10 protein-coding genes and 1 tRNA gene are annotated in these 20,453 nt (G+C 49.4%); all 11 read left to right on the forward strand.

Features of this window, described 5'->3' with window-relative positions; genetic code table 11:
- Nucleotides 1-14: 14 nt before the first annotated feature.
- The 11 genes from DWZ03_RS01010 (at nt 15) to DWZ03_RS01060 (ending at nt 20,449) form a co-directional block, all read left to right on the forward strand.
- Complete coding sequence (locus DWZ03_RS01010) at nt 15-2,405, forward strand: TIM-barrel domain-containing protein (RefSeq protein ID WP_120128495.1); 2,391 nt, start codon at nt 15-17, stop codon at nt 2,403-2,405.
- Nucleotides 2,406-2,454: 49 nt separating this feature from the next.
- Nucleotides 2,455-5,295 (forward strand): family 43 glycosylhydrolase, encoded by a 2,841-nt coding sequence (locus DWZ03_RS01015; RefSeq protein WP_229068139.1) that lies wholly within the window; start codon nt 2,455-2,457, stop codon nt 5,293-5,295.
- A complete protein-coding gene (locus tag DWZ03_RS20095; protein ID WP_195391434.1) occupies nt 5,295-5,579 on the forward strand; it encodes a hypothetical protein in 285 nt (94 codons plus the stop codon). The genes DWZ03_RS01015 and DWZ03_RS20095 overlap by 1 nt, the downstream gene beginning before the upstream one ends.
- Nucleotides 5,580-5,716: 137 nt before the next feature.
- On the forward strand, nt 5,717-8,398 hold the full coding sequence (locus tag DWZ03_RS01025) for a DNA gyrase/topoisomerase IV subunit A (RefSeq protein WP_057086967.1): 2,682 nt from the start codon (nt 5,717-5,719) through the stop codon (nt 8,396-8,398).
- 61 nt (nt 8,399-8,459) lie between these two features.
- Nucleotides 8,460-9,314: a DUF3316 domain-containing protein gene (locus DWZ03_RS01030; RefSeq protein WP_005830316.1), complete on the forward strand. Its 855-nt coding sequence runs from the start codon at nt 8,460-8,462 to the stop codon at nt 9,312-9,314.
- A gap of 44 nt (nt 9,315-9,358) precedes the next feature.
- Nucleotides 9,359-10,375, forward strand: a complete 1,017-nt coding sequence (locus DWZ03_RS01035; RefSeq protein ID WP_016272465.1) for a S41 family peptidase — start codon at nt 9,359-9,361, stop codon at nt 10,373-10,375.
- Between the two features lie 76 nt (nt 10,376-10,451).
- Nucleotides 10,452-10,533: transfer RNA gene (locus DWZ03_RS01040), tRNA-Leu, on the forward strand.
- A gap of 168 nt (nt 10,534-10,701) precedes the next feature.
- Nucleotides 10,702-13,566, forward strand: a complete 2,865-nt coding sequence (locus DWZ03_RS01045; RefSeq protein ID WP_005830320.1) for a hypothetical protein — start codon at nt 10,702-10,704, stop codon at nt 13,564-13,566.
- Between the two features lie 178 nt (nt 13,567-13,744).
- A complete protein-coding gene (locus tag DWZ03_RS01050; protein ID WP_120128503.1) occupies nt 13,745-16,768 on the forward strand; it encodes a SusC/RagA family TonB-linked outer membrane protein in 3,024 nt (1,007 codons plus the stop codon).
- Nucleotides 16,769-16,786: 18 nt separating this feature from the next.
- Nucleotides 16,787-18,337, forward strand: a complete 1,551-nt coding sequence (locus DWZ03_RS01055) for a RagB/SusD family nutrient uptake outer membrane protein (RefSeq protein WP_005830324.1) — start codon at nt 16,787-16,789, stop codon at nt 18,335-18,337.
- Nucleotides 18,338-18,349: 12 nt separating this feature from the next.
- Nucleotides 18,350-20,449 carry a family 43 glycosylhydrolase gene (locus DWZ03_RS01060; protein WP_120128506.1) on the forward strand — a complete coding sequence of 700 codons (2,100 nt, stop codon included), beginning with the start codon at nt 18,350-18,352 and terminating at the stop codon, nt 20,447-20,449.
- Nucleotides 20,450-20,453 lie beyond the last annotated feature (4 nt).

The raw sequence follows: 20,453 nt of genomic DNA on the forward strand, positions 1-20,453 counted from the left end.
ACTGCTGATATTGTATGAAAAAGGGATTTTTTTTAAGACTATTTGTCCTGCTGATGCTGACATTTTTCATAGCAGAACAAGGCAGAGCACAAACCTACCAACGCACCTCACAAGGCATAAAAAGCACTGTGCAAGGTATAAGTATAGATATTAGCTTCTTCTCTCCTGTCACAGTGAGAATCTTAAAATCGCCTGACGGCTGGAAGTATACCAAAGAAAGTTTGTCGGTCATCGGGCAACCGGAAAAAGTAAAACTATCCGTCTCTTCGAAAGGGGGCATATTGACTATCAAAAGCCATCAGCTTACAGTCCATCTCAACGAAGAGACCGGACAAATAACTTTTGCCTCTTCCGATGGAAAATCGCTGTTGCAGGAACAAAATAAAGGCGCACGTTTTGATGATTTCAACGATGCCGGCACAAAAACCTTCAGCGTTTATCAATCGTTCACCTTAGAGAAAGACGAAGCTATTTATGGATTGGGACAATTGCAAAACGGCAAAATGTCGCAACGTAACCAGACCAAACGCCTTATCCAAGACAATCTTGAGGATGTGATTCCCTTCTTCCAGTCCGTCAAAGGCTACGGTCTCTTTTGGGACAACTATTCGCCAACCATCTTCAAAGACAATCAAGAAGAGACATCCTTCCTTTCTGAAGTCGGCGACTGCATTGACTACTATTTCATGTACGGCGAAAATGCCGATGGAGTAGTTGCCCAGATGCGCTACCTCACAGGACAAGTGCCCATGTTTCCATTATGGACATATGGATTCTGGCAAAGCCGTGAACGCTACAAAAGCCAAAAAGAGATTGTTGGCGTAGTGCAAAAATACCGCGAACTGGGTGTGCCCCTCGATGGAATTATCCAGGATTGGAGATACTGGGGAAGCAACTACCTGTGGAACGCAATGGATTTTTTGAACGAAGAATTCTCCGACCCCAAAAAAATGATGGAAGACATACACGGAATGAATGCCCACATTATCATCTCCATTTGGTCAGCTTTCGGACCACATACCAAACCCTATCACGAGTTGGATAAAGGGAACATGCTCTTCAACTTCCGCACATGGCCCGAATCCGGTTCCGAGAAGTGGCCTCCCAATATGGACTATCCATCCGGTGCCCGCGTGTACGATGCCTACCATCCGCAAGCACGCGACATCTATTGGAAGTACCTGAACGAGAACCTACGTTCTGTGGGTATAGACGGCTGGTGGATGGACTCTACCGAACCCGACCATTTTCACCCCATTCCTGAAGATTTTGACACGCCCACCTATTTGGGGTCATTCCGTAAAGTACGCAATGCCTACCCTTTAATGAGTGTAGGTGGAGTGTACGACCACCAGCGTGCCGTAACTTCGGATAAACGCGTATTTATCCTTACCCGCTCAGCCTTTGCCGGCCAGCAACGTTATGGTGCCAATACATGGACAGGAGATATCACAGCATCATGGGAAGTTTTGGAGAAGCAAATACCTGCGGGATTAAACTTCTCACTATGCGGCATTCCCCATTGGAACAGCGATATCGGCGGATTCTTCCTATGGCAATATCCCTTGATGCTGGATGACCCGGATTATCGCGAGCTTTATGCCCGTTGGATACAGTTCGGTACATTCTGTCCCATGATGCGATCACATGGGGAAGGTGCTCCCAGAGAAATCTATCAATTCGGCAAAAAAGGCGAGCCAATATACGATGCGATTGAGAAATACATTCGGTTACGCTACAGTTTGTTACCATACATCTACACAACTGCCTGGGAGGTAACTGCCAATCAGTCCAGCTTCATGCGTGCCTTGGCAATGGATTTTGCCCACGATCGCAACGTGTGGAACATCCACAATCAGTATATGTTTGGCAAATCCCTATTGGTATGCCCTGTAACCCAACCCATGTATACCCAAACAGTTTCGGACACCATCCGTGTAGAAGATTTCAGTACCGTTAAGTCTATGCGAATATATCTGCCTAAAAATACGGAATGGTATGATTTTTGGACCAATCAGAAACACTCCGGCGGACAATATATCGTGAAAGATACCCCTATTGACATTTTACCACTTTATGTGAAAGCAGGTTCCATCCTGCCAATAGGTCCCGAAGTGCAGTATAGCACCGAAAAATCATGGGACAACTTGGAGATAAAAGTGTATCCCGGTTGTAACGGCGAATTCACACTTTACGAAGACGAGAATGACAACTACAATTATGAAAAAGGAATGTACAGCACCATTACGATGAAATGGAATGACCGTACTCGCATGCTCACTATTGAAAATCGGAAAGGAGAGTTTTCCGGTATGTTGAAAGAACGGAAATTCAACATAGTAACTGCTGATGGCGCAAAAAAGGCAGTGGCTTATAATGGGAAAAAAGTAACGGTTAAAATGTAATGGTTTCTAAAAACAGCTATTAATTTGCATTATGGAAATAAATACTCGTATGAAAAAATATCATCATTATCTTACCCTTTTAAGTTTATTTATGCTGCTCGGCATCCTGAAATTGCAAGCAGCGATACAACTCCCTGCCATATTTTCCAACCATATGGTGCTACAACGTAACTCAGAACTTACTTTCTGGGGATGGGGTATTCCGGGAGAAACAATTTCCATCGCCCCCGAATGGATGAAAGGAGAAATAATCAAAACCCAAGTCAATAATACGGGGAAATGGTCAGCCCGTGTACCTTCCGGCGAAGCCGGCGGACCTTATGAGATTCGTTTCAGCGGCTCGTCAGAAGTAACCTTGACCGATGTCATGCTAGGCGAAGTTTGGCTGTGCAGCGGACAATCCAATATGGAATGGAGCGCCAACCACGGCATAAAGAACGGAGACGAGGAAACGGCAAATGCCCATTGTCCCAATCTCCGAATTTTTCACGTGGCCAGAATAGCCGCCCCGTTCCCTCAAGAAAACTGTTTCTCGCAATGGACACAGTGCACGCCCGAAACGATGCGCAGCACGAGTGCCCTGGCCTACTTCTTCGGCCGCAACATCCAGGAAGAGCTGGACGTGCCGGTAGGAATCATCGTAGCCGCATGGGGCGGAACCACCGCCGAGACATGGACGCCCCGCGAATGCGTAATGAGCGACCCGGTCTTGTGCGACTATCCGTATGAATCCAATCCTTGGTTTCCGGCTGAAACAGGCACGTTGTACAACAGCATGATTTATCCCGTGATGCCCTACGGCATTGCCGGATGCATCTGGTATCAGGGAGAAGCCAACCAAGGCCGTGCCAGCTCCTACGCCCGGGTGATGCAGCGGCTGATAGGCTCGTGGCGTACCGGATTTAACAAGGAATTCCCATTCTATCTGGTCCAGATAGCCCCCTTCCAATACCACTCCAAAGACAACGGACCGGCACTGCTACGCGAGCAGCAGGCCATGTTGCCCGAAATGCTGGACAAGGTCAAGATGATTACCGTGTCAGATTTGGTGGACAATGTGCAGGACATCCATCCACGTGACAAAAGAAGCGTAGGCAAACGTCTCGCCAATCTTGCACTGGACGATACATACCATATATATGCAGGCCCCTATAAAAGCCCGGTCTTTGAAAGCGCCTGCCGCAAAGGCAACCATGTGACAATCTCTTTCAAAGACATAAAGAACGGACTGGCCGTACACGGGAAAAGGATAGAGGGGCTGATGATGGCCGCAGCCGGCCAGGAATGGCAAGAGGCCCGGGCCAGGATAGACGGGGGAAAGCTGATTGTCCCGGTAAAAGGAATCGAAAGCCCGGTTTCCATTCGCTACTGCTTCAGTGACGCTGCTCAAGGCAACCTTTTTTCAACGGAAGGCATCCCCTTAGCCCCCTTCCGGGCAGACAGCATTGCCTCTTCTGAAAACATTCCGGTTTCTACAGACAGCGCTTTGGAAGAATCTTTTGAATTCTCGCCCAAGTTCTCTACCGGCAATGCCAATCCCCTTCTCGACTTCCAATACATGGCCGACCCCACAGCAGTGGTGCACGACGGCCGCATTTATGTGTACGGTACTAACGACCACCAGCAATATGATGTAGTGGGCCGTAACGGGAAAAACACCTATCAGCACATCCATTCGCTGACGATGGTCTCTTCTGACGACATGGTGAACTGGACTTATCACGGAGTAATCAATGTAAAGGCTCTGGCTCCCTGGGGAATGGCTTCGTGGGCACCTTCCATCGCTTCGCGCAAGGAGGCCGACGGCAAAACCCACTTCTATCTGTACTACTCCAACAGCGGTTCCGGTGTAGGTATGCTGACCGCCACTTCCCCCGTGGGGCCCTGGACAGACCCATTGGGCAAATGCGTGGTAGACGGCAATACTCCAGGACTCGGCAAGTGTAAAGCTCCCTTCGATCCGGGAGTAGTCATCGACGACAAGGGCATCGGCTGGCTCTCCTTTGGCGGGGGCGACAGCGACGACTACATTCCCGGAGACGCACGCATCGTGCGGCTGGCAAATGACATGAAGACGCTGGACAGCGAAATAGTTGAAATAAAAGCGCCATACCACTTTGAAGCAAACGAACTGAACTATCTGAACGGCACTTGGATTTACACCTACAACACCAACTGGAAGAACCGGGATGCATGGCCCCACAAGGATATAGACAAGCCGAGCCGGTGCTGCATGAGCTACATGACGAGTCGCACGCCACTTGAGACAGACAGCTGGACCTATCGGGACAACTACTTCAAAAATCCCGGCGACTATGGCATGTCCGACAGCAACAACCATACACATCTGGTAAAATTTCAAGGGAAGTACTATCTCTTCTACCACTCACTGGGCTTGCAGGACAGCCGCGACCTCAAAGTGGGCGTCCGCAGTATCTGCGTGGAAGAAATAGAGGTGGACGAAAAGGACCTCACTATCCACATGGGCACAGCCACAGCCAAGGGCGTTTCACAAATCAAGCCTCTCGACCCGTTTGCGCAGCAACAGGCCGAGACCACAGCCGCCACACGCGGCATTGCCTTTGAACCGACCGGACAGACAGGCAACATGTCTGCCGTAGGAAACAAGAGCGGACAGGCCATCTGTGTCCGCGGTGCGGAATTCCCGCAATCACCTCAAGCCATACAGATGAAGATAAAAGGGAAAGGCTCCATCGAAATACACATGGACAGTCCAGACGGTCCGCTCCTATCCACCTTGACCTTTGATACCGATACGTGGCAAACATTGACAAAGCCGTTGGACAAACGGATAAAAGGCAAACACGACATTTACTTCGTATTCGGGAACGGAAAGTTCTTATTTGACGAATGGAAATTCACAAAATAATGAATCCGTCGGCAGAATCTGCCCAGTATCTCTTCACCCTTGTGATGATATCGCTGCACAATTCGAGCCAACACACAACAAGCCAGCAAGTTACTTTGCCAGCGTTTTGCCACCATATTGGCAAAGTTTTGCCATGCCTTTGGCAAAGCTTTGCCAGTGTGGTGGCAAAACCTTGCCAACTTGTCGGCAAGAAAGACAAAAGCAACATCGCTGTCCGCAAAGAGGCGGAAGCACGTCCTCAATATAATTCCGCTAACGGGAAAGAGACAGATTGGTTCCATTAACGGGCAGAAGTTTTAAAAAATGGGAAGGATTTGGCACAATAGTTCCGCGCAAATTCTCATTTATCGAACAAAAATTGTATTTTTGCCTGCGACTGAAAAATCAGTAATATCATAGAATAGACAATTCCCGAACAAATATGAGCGAAGATTTTGAAGCACCGAAAGATGATTTGGACAAGGAACTCCCGGCCGGGAGCGAAGAACACTCGGATTACAAACCTGCGGACGCAAAGGATGCCAATATAAAGCACCAACTGAGCGGCATGTACCAGAATTGGTTTCTGGACTACGCCTCATACGTTATATTGGAACGTGCCGTACCCCATATCATGGATGGTCTGAAACCCGTACAGCGGCGTATCCTCCACTCCATGCGCCGCATGGAAGACGGGCGCTACAACAAGGTGGCGAACATCGTAGGACATACCATGCAGTTCCATCCGCACGGTGATGCTTCTATCGGCGATGCTCTGGTACAACTGGGACAAAAGGACTTGCTCGTGGATTGCCAGGGAAACTGGGGTAACATTCTGACGGGTGACAGCGCCGCTGCCCCCCGTTATATCGAAGCACGTCTCTCCAAGTTCGCACTGGACGTGGTATTCAACCCCAAGACCACCGAATGGAAACTCTCTTATGACGGGCGAAACAAAGAACCGGTTACACTACCGGTAAAATTCCCACTGCTGCTTGCACAAGGTGTGGAAGGTATTGCCGTAGGCCTGTCATCCAAAATATTACCACATAACTTCAATGAGCTGTGCGATGCTTCCATCAGCTATCTGCACAACGAAGAATTCAAGCTGTACCCCGACTTCCAGACGGGAGGCAGTATCGATGTATCCAAATACAACGACGGTGAACGTGGCGGTGCGATACGCGTGCGCTCCAAAATAGAAAAGATAGACAACAAGACACTTGCCATTAAGGAAATTCCTTACGGGAAAACGGTGGCCAGTGTATGCGACTCCATCGTAAAGGCCAGCGAAAAAGGAAAAATCAAGATACGTAAGGTAGAGGACCTAACATCCGGCAGTGTGGAAATATTAGTGCATCTAGCCCCGGGTGTATCATCCGACAAGACCATCGATGCCCTCTATGCCTTCACCGACTGTGAAGTGAGCATCTCTCCCAACTGCTGTGTCATCGACGACCAAAAGCCCCACTTCCTCACCGTGAGTGATGTATTGCGCAAATCAGTCGACAACACATTGGCACTGCTACGCCAGGAACTGGAAATCCGTAAGGGAGAGATACTGGAAAGCCTGCATTTCGCTTCACTCGAAAAGATATTCATTGAAGAACGTATTTACAAGGATAAGGAGTTTGAACAAGCCAAAAACATGGATGCCGCCTGCGAACATATCGATGAGCGCCTGACTCCCTACTACCCGACTTTTATCCGCGAAGTGACCAAGGAAGACATCCTCCGGCTGATGGAGATAAAGATGGCACGTATCCTCAAATTCAACTCCGACAAGGCAGAGGAACTGATAGCACGCATGCGAAAGGACATAGAGGAGATAGACCACCATCTGGCAAACATCGTGGAATATACCGTCGACTGGTTCCGTATGTTGAAGGACAAGTACGGCAAAGCCTTCCCCCGCCGCACGGAACTGCGTAACTTCGACACCATCGAAGCAACCAAAGTCATCGAAGCCAACGAAAAGCTGTACATCAACCGCGAAGAGGGTTTCATCGGAACTGGATTGAAGAAAGACGAATTCATAGGCAACTGCTCGCCCATAGATGACGTGATTATCTTCTTCCGCGATGGAAAATATATCATCACACCGGTGGCCGACAAGAAGTTCGTGGGCAAGAATATACTTTATGCCAACATTTTTAAGAAGAACGACAAACGTACCATCTACAATGTCTGCTACCGTGACGGCAAGGAGGGGACAAGCTATATCAAGCGTTTTGCCGTCACTTCCGTGGTGCGTGACCGCGAATACGATGTGACGCAAGGTACTCCCGACTCCCGTATCACCTACTTCACCGCCAATCCCAATGGAGAAGCTGAAATCATCAAGGTAACCCTGAAACCCAATCCCCGTGTACGCCGTATTATCTTCGAGGAGGATTTCAGCAACATCAATATCAAGGGACGGCAGGCCATGGGAAATATACTCACGAAACTCCCCGTACACAAGATAGCCTTGAAACAACGTGGAGGCTCCACGCTGGGTGGACGGAAAGTCTGGTTCGACCGTGATGTGCTACGTCTCAACTACGACGGGCGCGGAGAATATCTCGGAGAATTCCAGAGCGAAGACACCATCCTTGTCGTACAGAACAGCGGAGAGTTCTATGCCACCAACTTCGACTTGAACAATCACTATGACGATGGCATACGCGTATTGGAGAAATACGATCCGAACAAAGTATGGACCGCCGTACTCTACGATGCCGACCAGCAGAACTATCCTTACATCAAGCGTTTCTGCTTCGAGGCAACCGCCCGCAAGCAAAACTACTTGGGAGAAAACAAGAACAGCAGCCTCATTCTGCTGACAGACGAGTGCTACCCGCGTTTAGAGGTGGTGTTTGGCGGCCACGACAATTTCCGAGAGCCGATGGTGGTGGAAGCCGACGAATTCATCGCCGTGAAAGGCTTCAAAGCAAAAGGTAAGCGCCTGACCACCTATACTATAGAAACCATCAACGAATTAGAGCCTACCCGCCAACCTGAACCCTCGCAGAAAACCGAAGAGCAGGAAACGGATGAAGAACCGGAAATTCTGGACCCCGACCACGGTAAAAGCGAAGGGGACATACTGGACGAGATGACAGGACAGATGAAACTCTTTTGATGAAGGACGGAAATGAAGTATTAGTGGCTAACGATTACTAATTTGTAATTGATAATTTAATATGTACATATACAAGATAATAATCCTATGCGGACTGCTCTTGGGAAGTGTCGGACTGAAAGCACAAGAAGCACAATGCAGCATCGACCGGAAGCTACGGGCTGACTCCACCAACCGTAACCGTATTATCACCCGTGCCACCATGTATGGTGTCGGCTTCACCAACGTGTTCGACACTTATCTTTCACCTCAGGAGTATAAGGGAATCGATTTCCGTATCTCCCGCGAAAGCATGCGGATGACACGGTTGATGGACGGCAACGTGTCTCTGCAAACTTTCTTCCAGGCAGACTTGGGATATACACACAACAAAGTAGACAATAACAATACATTCTCCGGACTGGCCAACTGGAACTACGGCCTGCATTATAATTTTCCAATCACGGGCAATTTCAAACTGCTTGCCGGAGGAGTCGGCGACTTCAACGGTGGCTTTGTCTATAATCTGCGCAACGGAAACAACCCCGCCCAAGCACGTGCCTATATCAACCTTGCCGCATCGGGAATGGCTATTTGGGACTTGCGCATCAAGAACCGTCCCATCACACTACGCTATCAGGTAAATCTTCCCTTGGCAGGTATCATGTTCATGCCCAACTATGGACAGTCCTACTACGAGATATTTACGTTAGGACATTGGGACGGAGTAGTGAACTTCACCTCCCTGCACAACCAGCCCTCTCTGAGACAAATGCTGACCGCAGACTTTCCGGTGGGACGTGCCCGGATGCGTTTCGCTTACATATGGGACGCACAACAGTCCAAAGTAAATGAAATAAAGACACATACTTACTCGCATGTATTCATGGTGGGGTTCGTAAAGGAACTCTATCTGTTTCCTAACAAGAGAAAGTAAAAAGTGACAAGGTGATAAACGATAAGATGATAAGGATAATGTGCATGAAAAGAAGATATATTTTAATAATTTGGAGTATCCTACTCACGTTATTGCCCCTATTGAACGGATGTATTCGTGAGGAAGAGTTCGACAATACCCCACAAGGCAATTTCGAAGCCTTGTGGGAAATAATAGACGAACAGTACTGCTTCCTGGACTACAAGCAAATAGACTGGGATGCCATCCATGACAAGTACCAGCCACTCATTACCCCGGGAATGAGCTACGACGGTCTATTTGAAATATTAGGTAACATGCTTGCCGAGTTAAAAGACGGACATGTCAACTTGTACTCTTCTTCCAACATGGCGCGCTACTGGGACTGGTATCTGGATTATCCTCGTAACTTCAACGAAAGTATCATTGAAAAGTACCTGGGAAGAGACTACCGCATTGCTGGAGGCGCCAAATATACCATATTGGAGGACAACATAGGATATATCTATTACGGTGATTTCTCCAGCGGCATCGGAAACGGCAACCTGGATGAGATTCTGTTATACCTTTCCGCTTGTAACGGCCTAATTATCGACGTGCGCAACAATGGTGGCGGCAACCTGACAAACGCCACCCGAATGGCACAACGCTTCACGAATGAAAAAGTACTGACGGGATATATTCAGCACAAGACCGGCAAAGGCCATAGCGATTTTTCAGATCCGACTCCCATTTATGTGGAACCTTCCAACAGTATCCGCTGGCAAAAAAAGGTAATTGTCCTGACCAACCGTCATTCCTATAGTGCAACCAATGATTTTGTCAACTCCATGCGCTGTTTTCCCAATGTCACCCTGGTTGGTGACAAAACCGGCGGCGGGTCGGGCCTGCCATTCTCTTCGGAACTGCCCAACGGATGGGGGGTACGCTTTTCTGCCAGCCCGCACCTCGATGCCCAAAAACAGCATATCGAGTTCGGCATCGACCCGGACAAGAAAGTGGATATGAGCAAAGAAGATGAGAACAATGACTTGGACACCATCATTGAGGAAGCAAGAAAAATACTGAAAGTGACTTTCTAAAACGACTTTATCTACAAAACAATTTGCCAAAACGAAAATTCTTTCTATCTTTGCTCCCGCTAATCGGAATTATTCCGCGGATGTGGCGTAATTGGCAGCCGCGCCAGACTTAGGATCTGGTGCCGTGAGGCGTGTAGGTTCGAGTCCTATCATCCGCACAATCCCTATAATAAATTTCAAAAGACAAACAACTAAGAGGGGAGGATATTCATTAAGAAGCATCCTCCCTAACCGCTTCAAGTACCTTTTTTATCTCATCAAAACACAATATTTAGAATACTTATTGTATCTTTGCTTCCAAGAAACACTTCGATTAACCTGAAAAAATGAAACAAAATACGATAAGACCGATGCTTTTCAAGTATTGGGTAGTGTGCCTTCTATTGTTCATCCTCTTCATCCAGGCCAGGGCTTCTTCCTTCATGCCCGCCGTCACCAACTATCTTGCCAAAGACTATGAAGCCGGTTATCAGAACTGGGCATGTGCGCAAGGCAGCAACGGCGAAATGTATTTCGGCAACAGCCAGGGGCTCCTGGTATATGACGGTTATCGCTGGACTCTCCACAAAGTGCCGGGGAACCATATTGTCCGTTCGGTGTATGTGAAAGAAGACCGTATCTATGTGGGGGCATTCGAGGAATTCGGCTATTTCAAGTATTCGGAGGCAGGCACTCTCCGGTACCATTCTTTGAGCAAATTCCTGAAAAATTTCCCCATGGAGAACAACGAGATATGGAACATTGTAGAGCTGGACGGTCGCATCTACTTCCAGTCGTTCAGCGCCTGGTTCTCCTACGACGGGAAGATGGTACACGCTTTCCGCAACAGACAGCAACAGCCGCTCTACTTCTACACCCAAAACGGACATATCTACACACAGATGATTGATGAGGACTTCTATGAATTCGACGGCAAGGATTTCCTTCATCTCTTCCCCCGCAGCCAAGTGAACGATGACAATGTAGTGGCATTACTGCCCGACGGGGACGACAGCTTCCTGATGGTCACAGAGAATAACGGATTGTTCCGCTACAACGGTGACATCACCCCCTGGAAAACAGACATTGATGCAGAGCTGAAGAAACAGCGGGTGAACCGCGCCGTCATGACCAATGATTCCATATTCATGATAGGTACAGTCTTGAATGGCATATACGCCATCGACCGCAAAGGACATTGCCTCTGGCACTTCAATCTGGATAACCGTCTGGACAACAACACAGTCCTGGGCTTGTTCTGTGACAAAGACAACAACGTATGGGCAGCATTGGACGACGGCATCGCATACATCCACCACAACTCACCCGTCATGCTGCTGACTCCTGCCAACCATGAAACCAAACTGGGCATGGTGTACGACATAGCCCACCGGGGCGACTGTTTCTATCTGGCCACCAACCAGGGCTTGTACGAATACCACCAGGTTACCGAGAATCTGCGCCTGCTTCCCCATACTGAAGGACAGAACTGGTATGTGAAGGACATTGACGGGCAACTCTTTGCAGGCAACAATGCCCATACCTTATTAATAGGCGAAAAAGGGAATGTTTCCGTCATAAGCAATACCAACAGCAGTACGTGTCTGATAAAGTGCACCCTCTATGGCGAAGAGATACTGTTGGAATCATCCTACGCCAATTTGCGTATCTATAAAAAGAAGAACGGGCAATGGACCTTTTCGCATGTCATAGACGGCTTCATTGCACCGGTCATGCACTTGGAGGTGGACCAAAGCGGTGTCATCTGGGCTTCACACATGTATCAGGGAGTCTATAAAATAGTCTTGAGCGATGACTTGTCGGCTGTAAAAAGCGTACGGCACATCTCCCATTTAGGCTCGGAATATATCATCGGCCCTATCCAAGTAATGAAAATGCGAGGACGTATCGTCTTTTCCAGTCCCAACGGCTTCTATACCTATGACGACATCACCCGGCAGATTATCCCCTTCCAAAAGCTGAATGCCATTCTGCCTTACATCAGGAATGCTCATTCTGTGGTATCCGTCACGAACGACCGCTTCTGGCTGTCCGGTTCACATGAGTACGTACTGGTAGAGTACGCAGAAGGAGAGTACATCGTGAAGCAGCGCATCCTCATCGAACTGTTTGATTCTCCATGCATAGAGAACTACAACAATGTGTTCGTCGACAATGACGTTGTCTATTTTAATCTGAACAACGGAATCGCCAGTTACAGCAAAAACACAGACAGCCTCAGTCCTACTCTGGAGTCCGCCCTCTCACTGAGCTCGGTCACTGCTTCCTCTTCCGATAAAAAGGAGAAACGCCTGCCTCTGTCTGGAAATGTCGAACTGGAAAGCAATTACCGGGATTTGCTGTTCTCAGTAAGCCTGCCGCATTACAATAAATTGTCCGTACATTTCCATTATGTCCTGCAAGGAGGACAAGGCATGGCGCTGACATCGGACCTGAAAGAGCCCGAAATCCGCTACGGTAGCCTGGATTACGGAGAATACACATTCCAGGCAGAAGCCTATAATGATTTGGGACAGAAAATCGGTGAGGTGGAATATCATTTTGCCATAGCCCGCCCTTTCTACCTCTCCTATTATGCCTTTGCGCTCTATCTCATAGTTCTCACAGCGCTTGTCTACTTTTTCTCCAAGTGGCGCGCCAACCGTGCCATGGAAAAGAAACGGAAGGAGTATGAGGCAGAGCAGGTGCAGCAGAACATCAAGATGCGCGAGCAGGAGCATCTGATAACTCTGCAGCAACAGCAATTGCTGGAAGCCGAGTTGTCGGCAAAGAGTAAAGACCTTGCCAGCATGGCACTGGGTGTATTTGCCAAGAACGAGGTCCTGGAGAAACTTCGTACTGTCGTACAAGAGTCCCTGGTGAAAGGGCAATATGGACGCAAGAACCTCGAATCTCTGCTGAAGCTCATCAACGAAAACATCGAGACACAGGAATTTTGGGATGTATTCCAGAACAATTTCGACCTGATTCATGAGAAATTCTTCCGTAATTTGCGCGAACGTTATCCCAGTCTTACCGCTACCGACCTCCGTTTTTGTGCGCTGCTGCGCCTGAATCTTTCTACGAAAGACATTGCGCAAATGACCAACCTCACTATCCGGGGAGTAGAGGCAGCACGCTACCGTTTGCGCAAGAAACTGGATATCCCCGACGGAACGGGATTAGTGGATTTTCTCATCGACTTGAAATAAAGCGGCTACAAATCATTCAATCATAACAAACTGATTATTAGAAACAAGTAACACGAAAACGTAGTAAAACGGTACCCATTTTTACCCTAAACGTATTATCGTGGTAGTGTTTTTTTTTGCCTTACTTACCGTAATTACTTCCTTTGCCGGCAGAATTATTAACTCTTAAATTTAGTTTATGAGAAGGCAAACTTTATTTCTTCTATTCATGATTTTGTTCTCATTGCCACTGACAGTTTTGGCACAAGGAACAAAGACAGTTAAAGGAACTGTTGTTGATCAGAACAACGAACCGATTATTGGAGCCACGGTTGTAGTAAAAGGCTCTACTATTGGAGCAGCTACCGACCTCGACGGTAACTATGTACTGAACGGCGTCCCCGAAGACGCAACTCTCGTATTCAACTATTTGGGCATGTTGCCGCAGGAAATAAGCGCTGCGGGACAATCCGTCATTAATGTAAAGCTACGTGAAGATGCACAACTACTGGAAGAAGTTGTTGTTATCGGTTACGGTTCGGCCAAGGCGAAAGACCTGACGGCCCCGATTGACGTTGTCAAAGAGAAAGAACTTATCAATGTTCCTACCTCCTCCCCGATGGCAGCATTGCAGGGAAAGGTACCGGGTGTTAACATCATCAATTCGGGAACGCCGGGCGAAGGTCCTAAAGTGACCATCCGTGGTATGGGTTCCTTCGGTGACACTTCTCCTCTCTATGTAGTGGACGGAATGTTCTACGACAACATCAACTTCCTGAACAATTCCGACATTCAGGACATGACCATCTTGAAAGACGCATCCGCATCTGCCATCTACGGTGTACGCGCCGCCAACGGTGTTGTAATCATCACCACCAAGAAAGGAAGCCGCAACCAGGATGCCAAGATTACCTATAACGGTTATGTAGGTATTCAGAAAGCCACCAACCTGCTGGAGATGTGTAACTCTCACGAGTATGCCACCATGATGTTGGAAGCCAACCCGGAAGCTTACCGGTCGATTTTCGAAAAGTCAGTAGCCGAATTCGGAGGCAATATGGAAAACCTGCAATTCAATGCCGATACCAACTGGTATGACGAACTGTTGCGCACAGCCATGATGACCAATCACAGCTTGAATATCTCCGGTGGTACGGAAAAAGCGACCTACTCTGCCGGCATGAGCTATCTGGCACAAGACGGTATCATGGACGTGGAAAACTACTACCGCCGCTTGAACTTCCGTGCCGCCCTTGACTACGAAGCCCGCAAATGGCTGAAAGTAGGCTTCAACGGCGTATTCAGCAACTCGCAGCAGCAGCTTCCCAAGAATGCCGCATGGCAACAGGCATACAACACACCGTCTATCATCCCGGTGTATGATGACCGCCGCGACGATGCCGTGTTCCCTAAGAAGTACACATCGCCCGAGCAGGTGGGCCTGACCAACAACTTCAACAATCCGGTAGCCACTGCCAACTATTACGACAACCGGAACGAGACCTACCAAGTGCTGACCAACTTCTATGCACAGCTCAACCTCATCCCCGACAAGCTGAATATACGCAGTAGCTACAGCTACGACTACTCAATGATTCGCGGTTCTGAGTTCACTCCTACCTACTATGTATGCACCAACCAGAAGAAAGAGGTTACCGAACTCACTAAAAAGAACACTAACTACTACAAATATATATGGGACAACGTGGCCACTTATACTGACAAGTGGGGCAAACACTCCTTTACCGGTATGCTGGGTGCATCCATGCGTCAAGAGCAATACCGCCTGCTCGAAGGTACCGCCACCAACGTGCCCGAAGGTGAGGACGTGTGGAAATACATCGCACTGGGCAACAAGGAAGGCGCTACGGTGAAAGACGACGGCTGGAAATACCGCGGTCTCTCCTATTTCACCCGACTGAATTACAACTACAACGACAAGTACATGTTGATGTTCACCTTCCGTGCCGACGGCTCGTCCAAGTACAACGACAAATGGGGCTACTTCCCCTCCATCGGTGCCGCATGGGTCATCTCCCAAGAACCGTTTATGAAGAACCAGAATATCTTCGACTACATGAAGCTGCGTGCCAGCTGGGGTAAGCTGGGTAACGACAAGATTGCTGCCAGTGCAGGCTTCGCAAGCATACAGAACGTACAGTCCGTATTCGGTCCCAATACCGCCATCGACGGATTCATCAACACCACCAACTTCAGCTGGCTGGGTTGGGAAGTAGTGAACGAAACCAACGTGGGCGTCAACTTCAGTACACTGAAGAACCGCTTGAACGCCGACATCGACTGGTACTACCGTCTGACTGACAACGCCGTGATTTCACCCAAGCTCCCGATGAGTGGCGAGCTGCTGGCCGGCAACAACGGACAGATTCTGAATACCGGTATCGACCTCTCCTTGAACTGGAACGACAAGATTGGCCAGGACTTCAATTACAACATCGGCGTCAATCTCTCTTATCTGCATAACGAAGTGAAAAGCCTAAAAGGAAACATGAAAATCATCAAAGGCGGAAAGACCGTGAATATGGTGGGCGAGACGATGAACTCATTCTATGGCTACAAGGTCATCGGCATCTACCAGACTCCTGAACAATGTGCTGCCGACCCCATCGCCGTGGCCAACGGACTGGAACCCGGCGACTTCATCTACGAGGACGTGAACGGCGACCATGTGATAGACGGAAACGACAAGCAGGTGTTGGGCTCATACGTGCCCAGCTTTACTTATGGCTTCTATGCCGGATTCTCTTATAAGAACTTCGACTTCAGCCTCACTACCTACGGACAAGCAGGCGGCGAACTGTGGAACCGTAAGCGTGCCCTGCGCTATGCAGCCGACTACTATAACTTTGACCGTGCACAGTATGAGAACCGCTGGACGGGTGCAGGCTCTACCAACGAACATCCGTCGGCCAAGGCTCTTCTCAAAACCTGGAACAAATCAGACAGTAACAACGCTTCCTATTTCGTAGAAAGCTCCGATTACTTCCGCATCCAGAACATCACGCTGGGCTACTCGTTCAAGAACTTGAAGATAGGCAGCTACGTGATGCCGGGACTCCGCCTCTCATTGACGGCCGACCGCCCCTTCACTACCTTCAAGGCCAACAGCTTCACACCTGAAGTGTCGGATGCCGAAGGTTGGGATACCGAAGTATACCCTCTGACTTCAACCTATACTTTCGGAGTGCAAATAGATTTCTAAACCCTAAAACGTAAAACAATGAAATTCTTAAAGAAAACATTCGCATATATACTTCCGGCCATGATGGTACTGGGAGGAGCTACCGCTTGCACCGATTTCATAGAAATCGATCCGGAGAACAAAGTTCCCGAACAAGGCGTGGACTTTACCAACAAGAACAATATGTACCAACCCGTAGTGGGTGCCTACTCCAAAGTACGCACACAGGGCATGCACTGGTGCAACGCACTATTGATGTTCACCCGCGACGGTGACGTGTGGTCGGGCCGTACCGATGACCAGGGCGATGCCGTGGCCTTCGGACGCAAGTTCAACTACAACAACTCATTCTGGGCACTGAACCAGGTATGGATGAACTTCTACGACATCATCCGCATCACCAATGCCGCCCTGCAAAGCCTCGACGGTTATGCCGAATATCTTGCTGCAGGAAGCGAAGATTACAAAACCTACGAATCCTATTGCGGCGAAGTACGTACCATCCGTGCATGGGCCTACTATTGTCTGGTGACCAATTTCGGTCCCACCGTCATCTACCGTGACAACCTGCAGACCGATTTTCGCCGTTCTACCGTAGAGGCCGTATATAATTATATGCTGGAAGATTTGAACTACGCCATCGACAAACTGCCCCGCATGCGTCCCAACCAGATGGAACACAAGGGAGCCGTGACAGCCTTCACCGCCCAAGCATTGGCCGCCCGCATCTATCTGCTGAAAGGAGACTATGCACAAGTGGAGACACTGACCGATGACATCATCAAGAACGGTGGATTCCGTCTCTACGACGACTTCTACCAGCTGTTCAAAATTCCCGGAAAGTTGTGTGACGAATCTTTGTTCGAATGCCAGGTAACAGACTACGGCAATGGTTCCGGCGATTACCTGGGCGTAGACCAATGGTTCAATTTCCAGGGTCCGAACATGGCAGAGAGGTATGATGAAGTAGTGAACGCAGACGGTACCATCAGCTACAAGCAAGCCGAAGGCACCAAGTCCATAGGCGGCTGGAATTTCATAGGCTATGAACCCGAGTTCGTGGCATGGGCCGAAGCCCGTGGCGAAGGTGTGCGTGCCGAAACTTCTTTCCTGAAAGCCCTGAGCAAGACGCGCGAGGGTTGGCAGGTAGGTCCCACATCGGCCACCAAGACCGACTGTTGGAACGGCAAAGGTTACCTTCCCTACAATCAGATGACTCTTCCACGTACAACCTACGGAGCCAACAACAATGTGCGTATCATCCGCTATGCCGAAGTACTGCTGATGAACTCCGAAGCCAAAGTCAGACTGGGCAAGGATGGAGACGCAGGCTACAACGAAGTGCGCCGGCGTGCAGGCATGAGCACCAAAACCGGTGTTACCCTGAAAGACGTGATGGACGAACGCCGGATGGAGCTTTGCGGCGAATGGTGTGCCCGTTATGTGGACTTGGTGCGTACCGGCGATGCCGCCACCGTACTCGGTCCCAAAGGATGGACAGCAGAAAAGACTTATTGGCCCATACCGGCCAACCAGTTGGACGACCTTCCTGATTTGAAGCTGGAACCCATTGACGGAATTGCCGAATAAATCCGTTCCAATATGGTAAAAAGATTCCTAATCAGTTGTGGAATAGCCTTTGCCGCTCTGGCGGCAAAGGCAACCCCTGACGATTCCATCAAAGTGGTGAAGGGGCAAGTCAGTGACTATTACATCACTGTAACCCAAGACCGTATCGTAAAAGGACACGTACTGGACACCAACCGCCAGCCACTCGCAGGCGCCACAGTCATGTTCTTCGCAAGTCCCATGCACAATACCACTGCCCACGACGGCAGCTTTGCCATCAAAGGAGCGAAGAACGACGTGCACCTGTATGTCTACTATCCCGGGAAAAAGATAGTGAACAGAATCCTGGCACTGGATGAAACCGATATTGAGGTAGTGATGGAAGAAGAGGTACACAAGGCAACCGCAATCCGCCGTCCCGCCCAGGCGACCCGGTGGTATGACCCACAGGCGCCTCTGTCGCGCACCTTCTGCAATCCGATGAACATCAGTTACAATTTCGAGCCTTTCAACAACAATGTGCGTCCCAACGGTTCGTTCCGTTCCTCTGCCGACCCGATGGCGGTGGAATACAAGGGAGAATACTTTCTGTTCTCCACCAACCAGGGCGGTTTTCACTATTCCAAGAACCTGGTGGATTGGGATTTCGTTCCTGCCGGCTTCCAACGCAAGCCTACGGACGACGACCAGTGCGCACCGGCAGCCTATGTAAGCGGTGACACGCTGTTCTATACCGGCTCCACCTACGAAGGCCTTGCCGTGTGGTACAGCACACACCCCAAAACGGGACGTTTCAAACGTGCCATCGAAAAGAATGTGCTTCCCACATGGGACCCCTGCATGTTTCTGGACGATGACGGCAGACTGTATATGTATTATGGCTCCAGCAATGAATATCCGCTAAAGGCGGTGGAACTGGACCGGAATGATTTCTATCCCATCAGCAAGATTCACGACGTGATGATGCTCCGCCCCGAAGAACACGGCTGGGAACGTTTCGGCATGAACAATGACGATGAAGTGACACTCCGCCCATTCACAGAGGGCGCTTACATGACCAAACACAATGGCAAATATTATTTCCAATATGGTGCTCCGGGCACTGAATTCAAAGTCTATGCCGATGGCGTATATGTTTCGGATTCCCCGCTGGGCCCGTTTGTCTACCAGAAGCATAACCCGATGTGCTACAAGCCGGGCGGTTATGTGCAAGGTGCCGGTCATGGAGGCACGTTCTGCGACGTGAAAGGCAATTACTGGCACGTGGCCACCTGCATGCTCTCCCTGAAGTACAAGTTCGAACGCCGCATCGGTCTTTATCCGGTGGCTTTCGACAAGGATGGTGTCATGTATTCGTCCACTGCCTTCGGCGATTATCCCAACTGGGCAGCACCGATGGACGTAAAGAACCCTGCAGAGCGTTTCACGGGATGGATGCTTCTGTCCTACGGCAAACCGGTGGAGGTATCATCTACGGATAGCATCCATGCAGCTTCCAACCTGACGGACGAAAGTATGCGCACCTACTGGGCAGCCCGTTCCGGCAACCCCGGCGAATGGGCCGGGATAGACCTGGGCAGTACAAAGAATGTACGTGCCGTGCAGTTGAACTTCTACGACCATAAAGCGGTTCAATACAACCGTGCCATGGATATTTATCACCAATACCGTATTTTTGCTTCCGAAGACGGAAAAGAATGGACATTGGTCATAGACAAGAGCGACAGTGACAAGGATTGTCCGCACGACTACATCGAGCTCAACGAGCCGTTGCGTGCCCGTTATCTGAAATACGAGAATGTGCACATGCCTACGGGAAATGTCGCCTTGTCCGGCTTCCGCGTCTTCGGGAACGGTGACGGCGATGTCCCGCAAGCCGTGAAAGGACTGACTGTGAAACGTGACAGGAAAGACCGCCGGAATGCCCTTATCTCCTGGCAACCCGAAGCAAGCGCCTATGGCTACAACATCTACTACGGCACCGCCGAAGGCAAGATGTACAATGCCATCACGGTACTGGGACAGACGGAATATGACTTCCGCGGACTGGATGCGGACACGGACTATTACTTCACTATCGAGGCGCTGAACGAAAACGGCCGCTCGCCATTGTGCAAGACGACAAAAAATTAAACAC

The organism is Bacteroides sp. AF29-11 (assembly GCF_003602895.1).
GTDB lineage: Bacteria > Bacteroidota > Bacteroidia > Bacteroidales > Bacteroidaceae > Bacteroides > Bacteroides uniformis.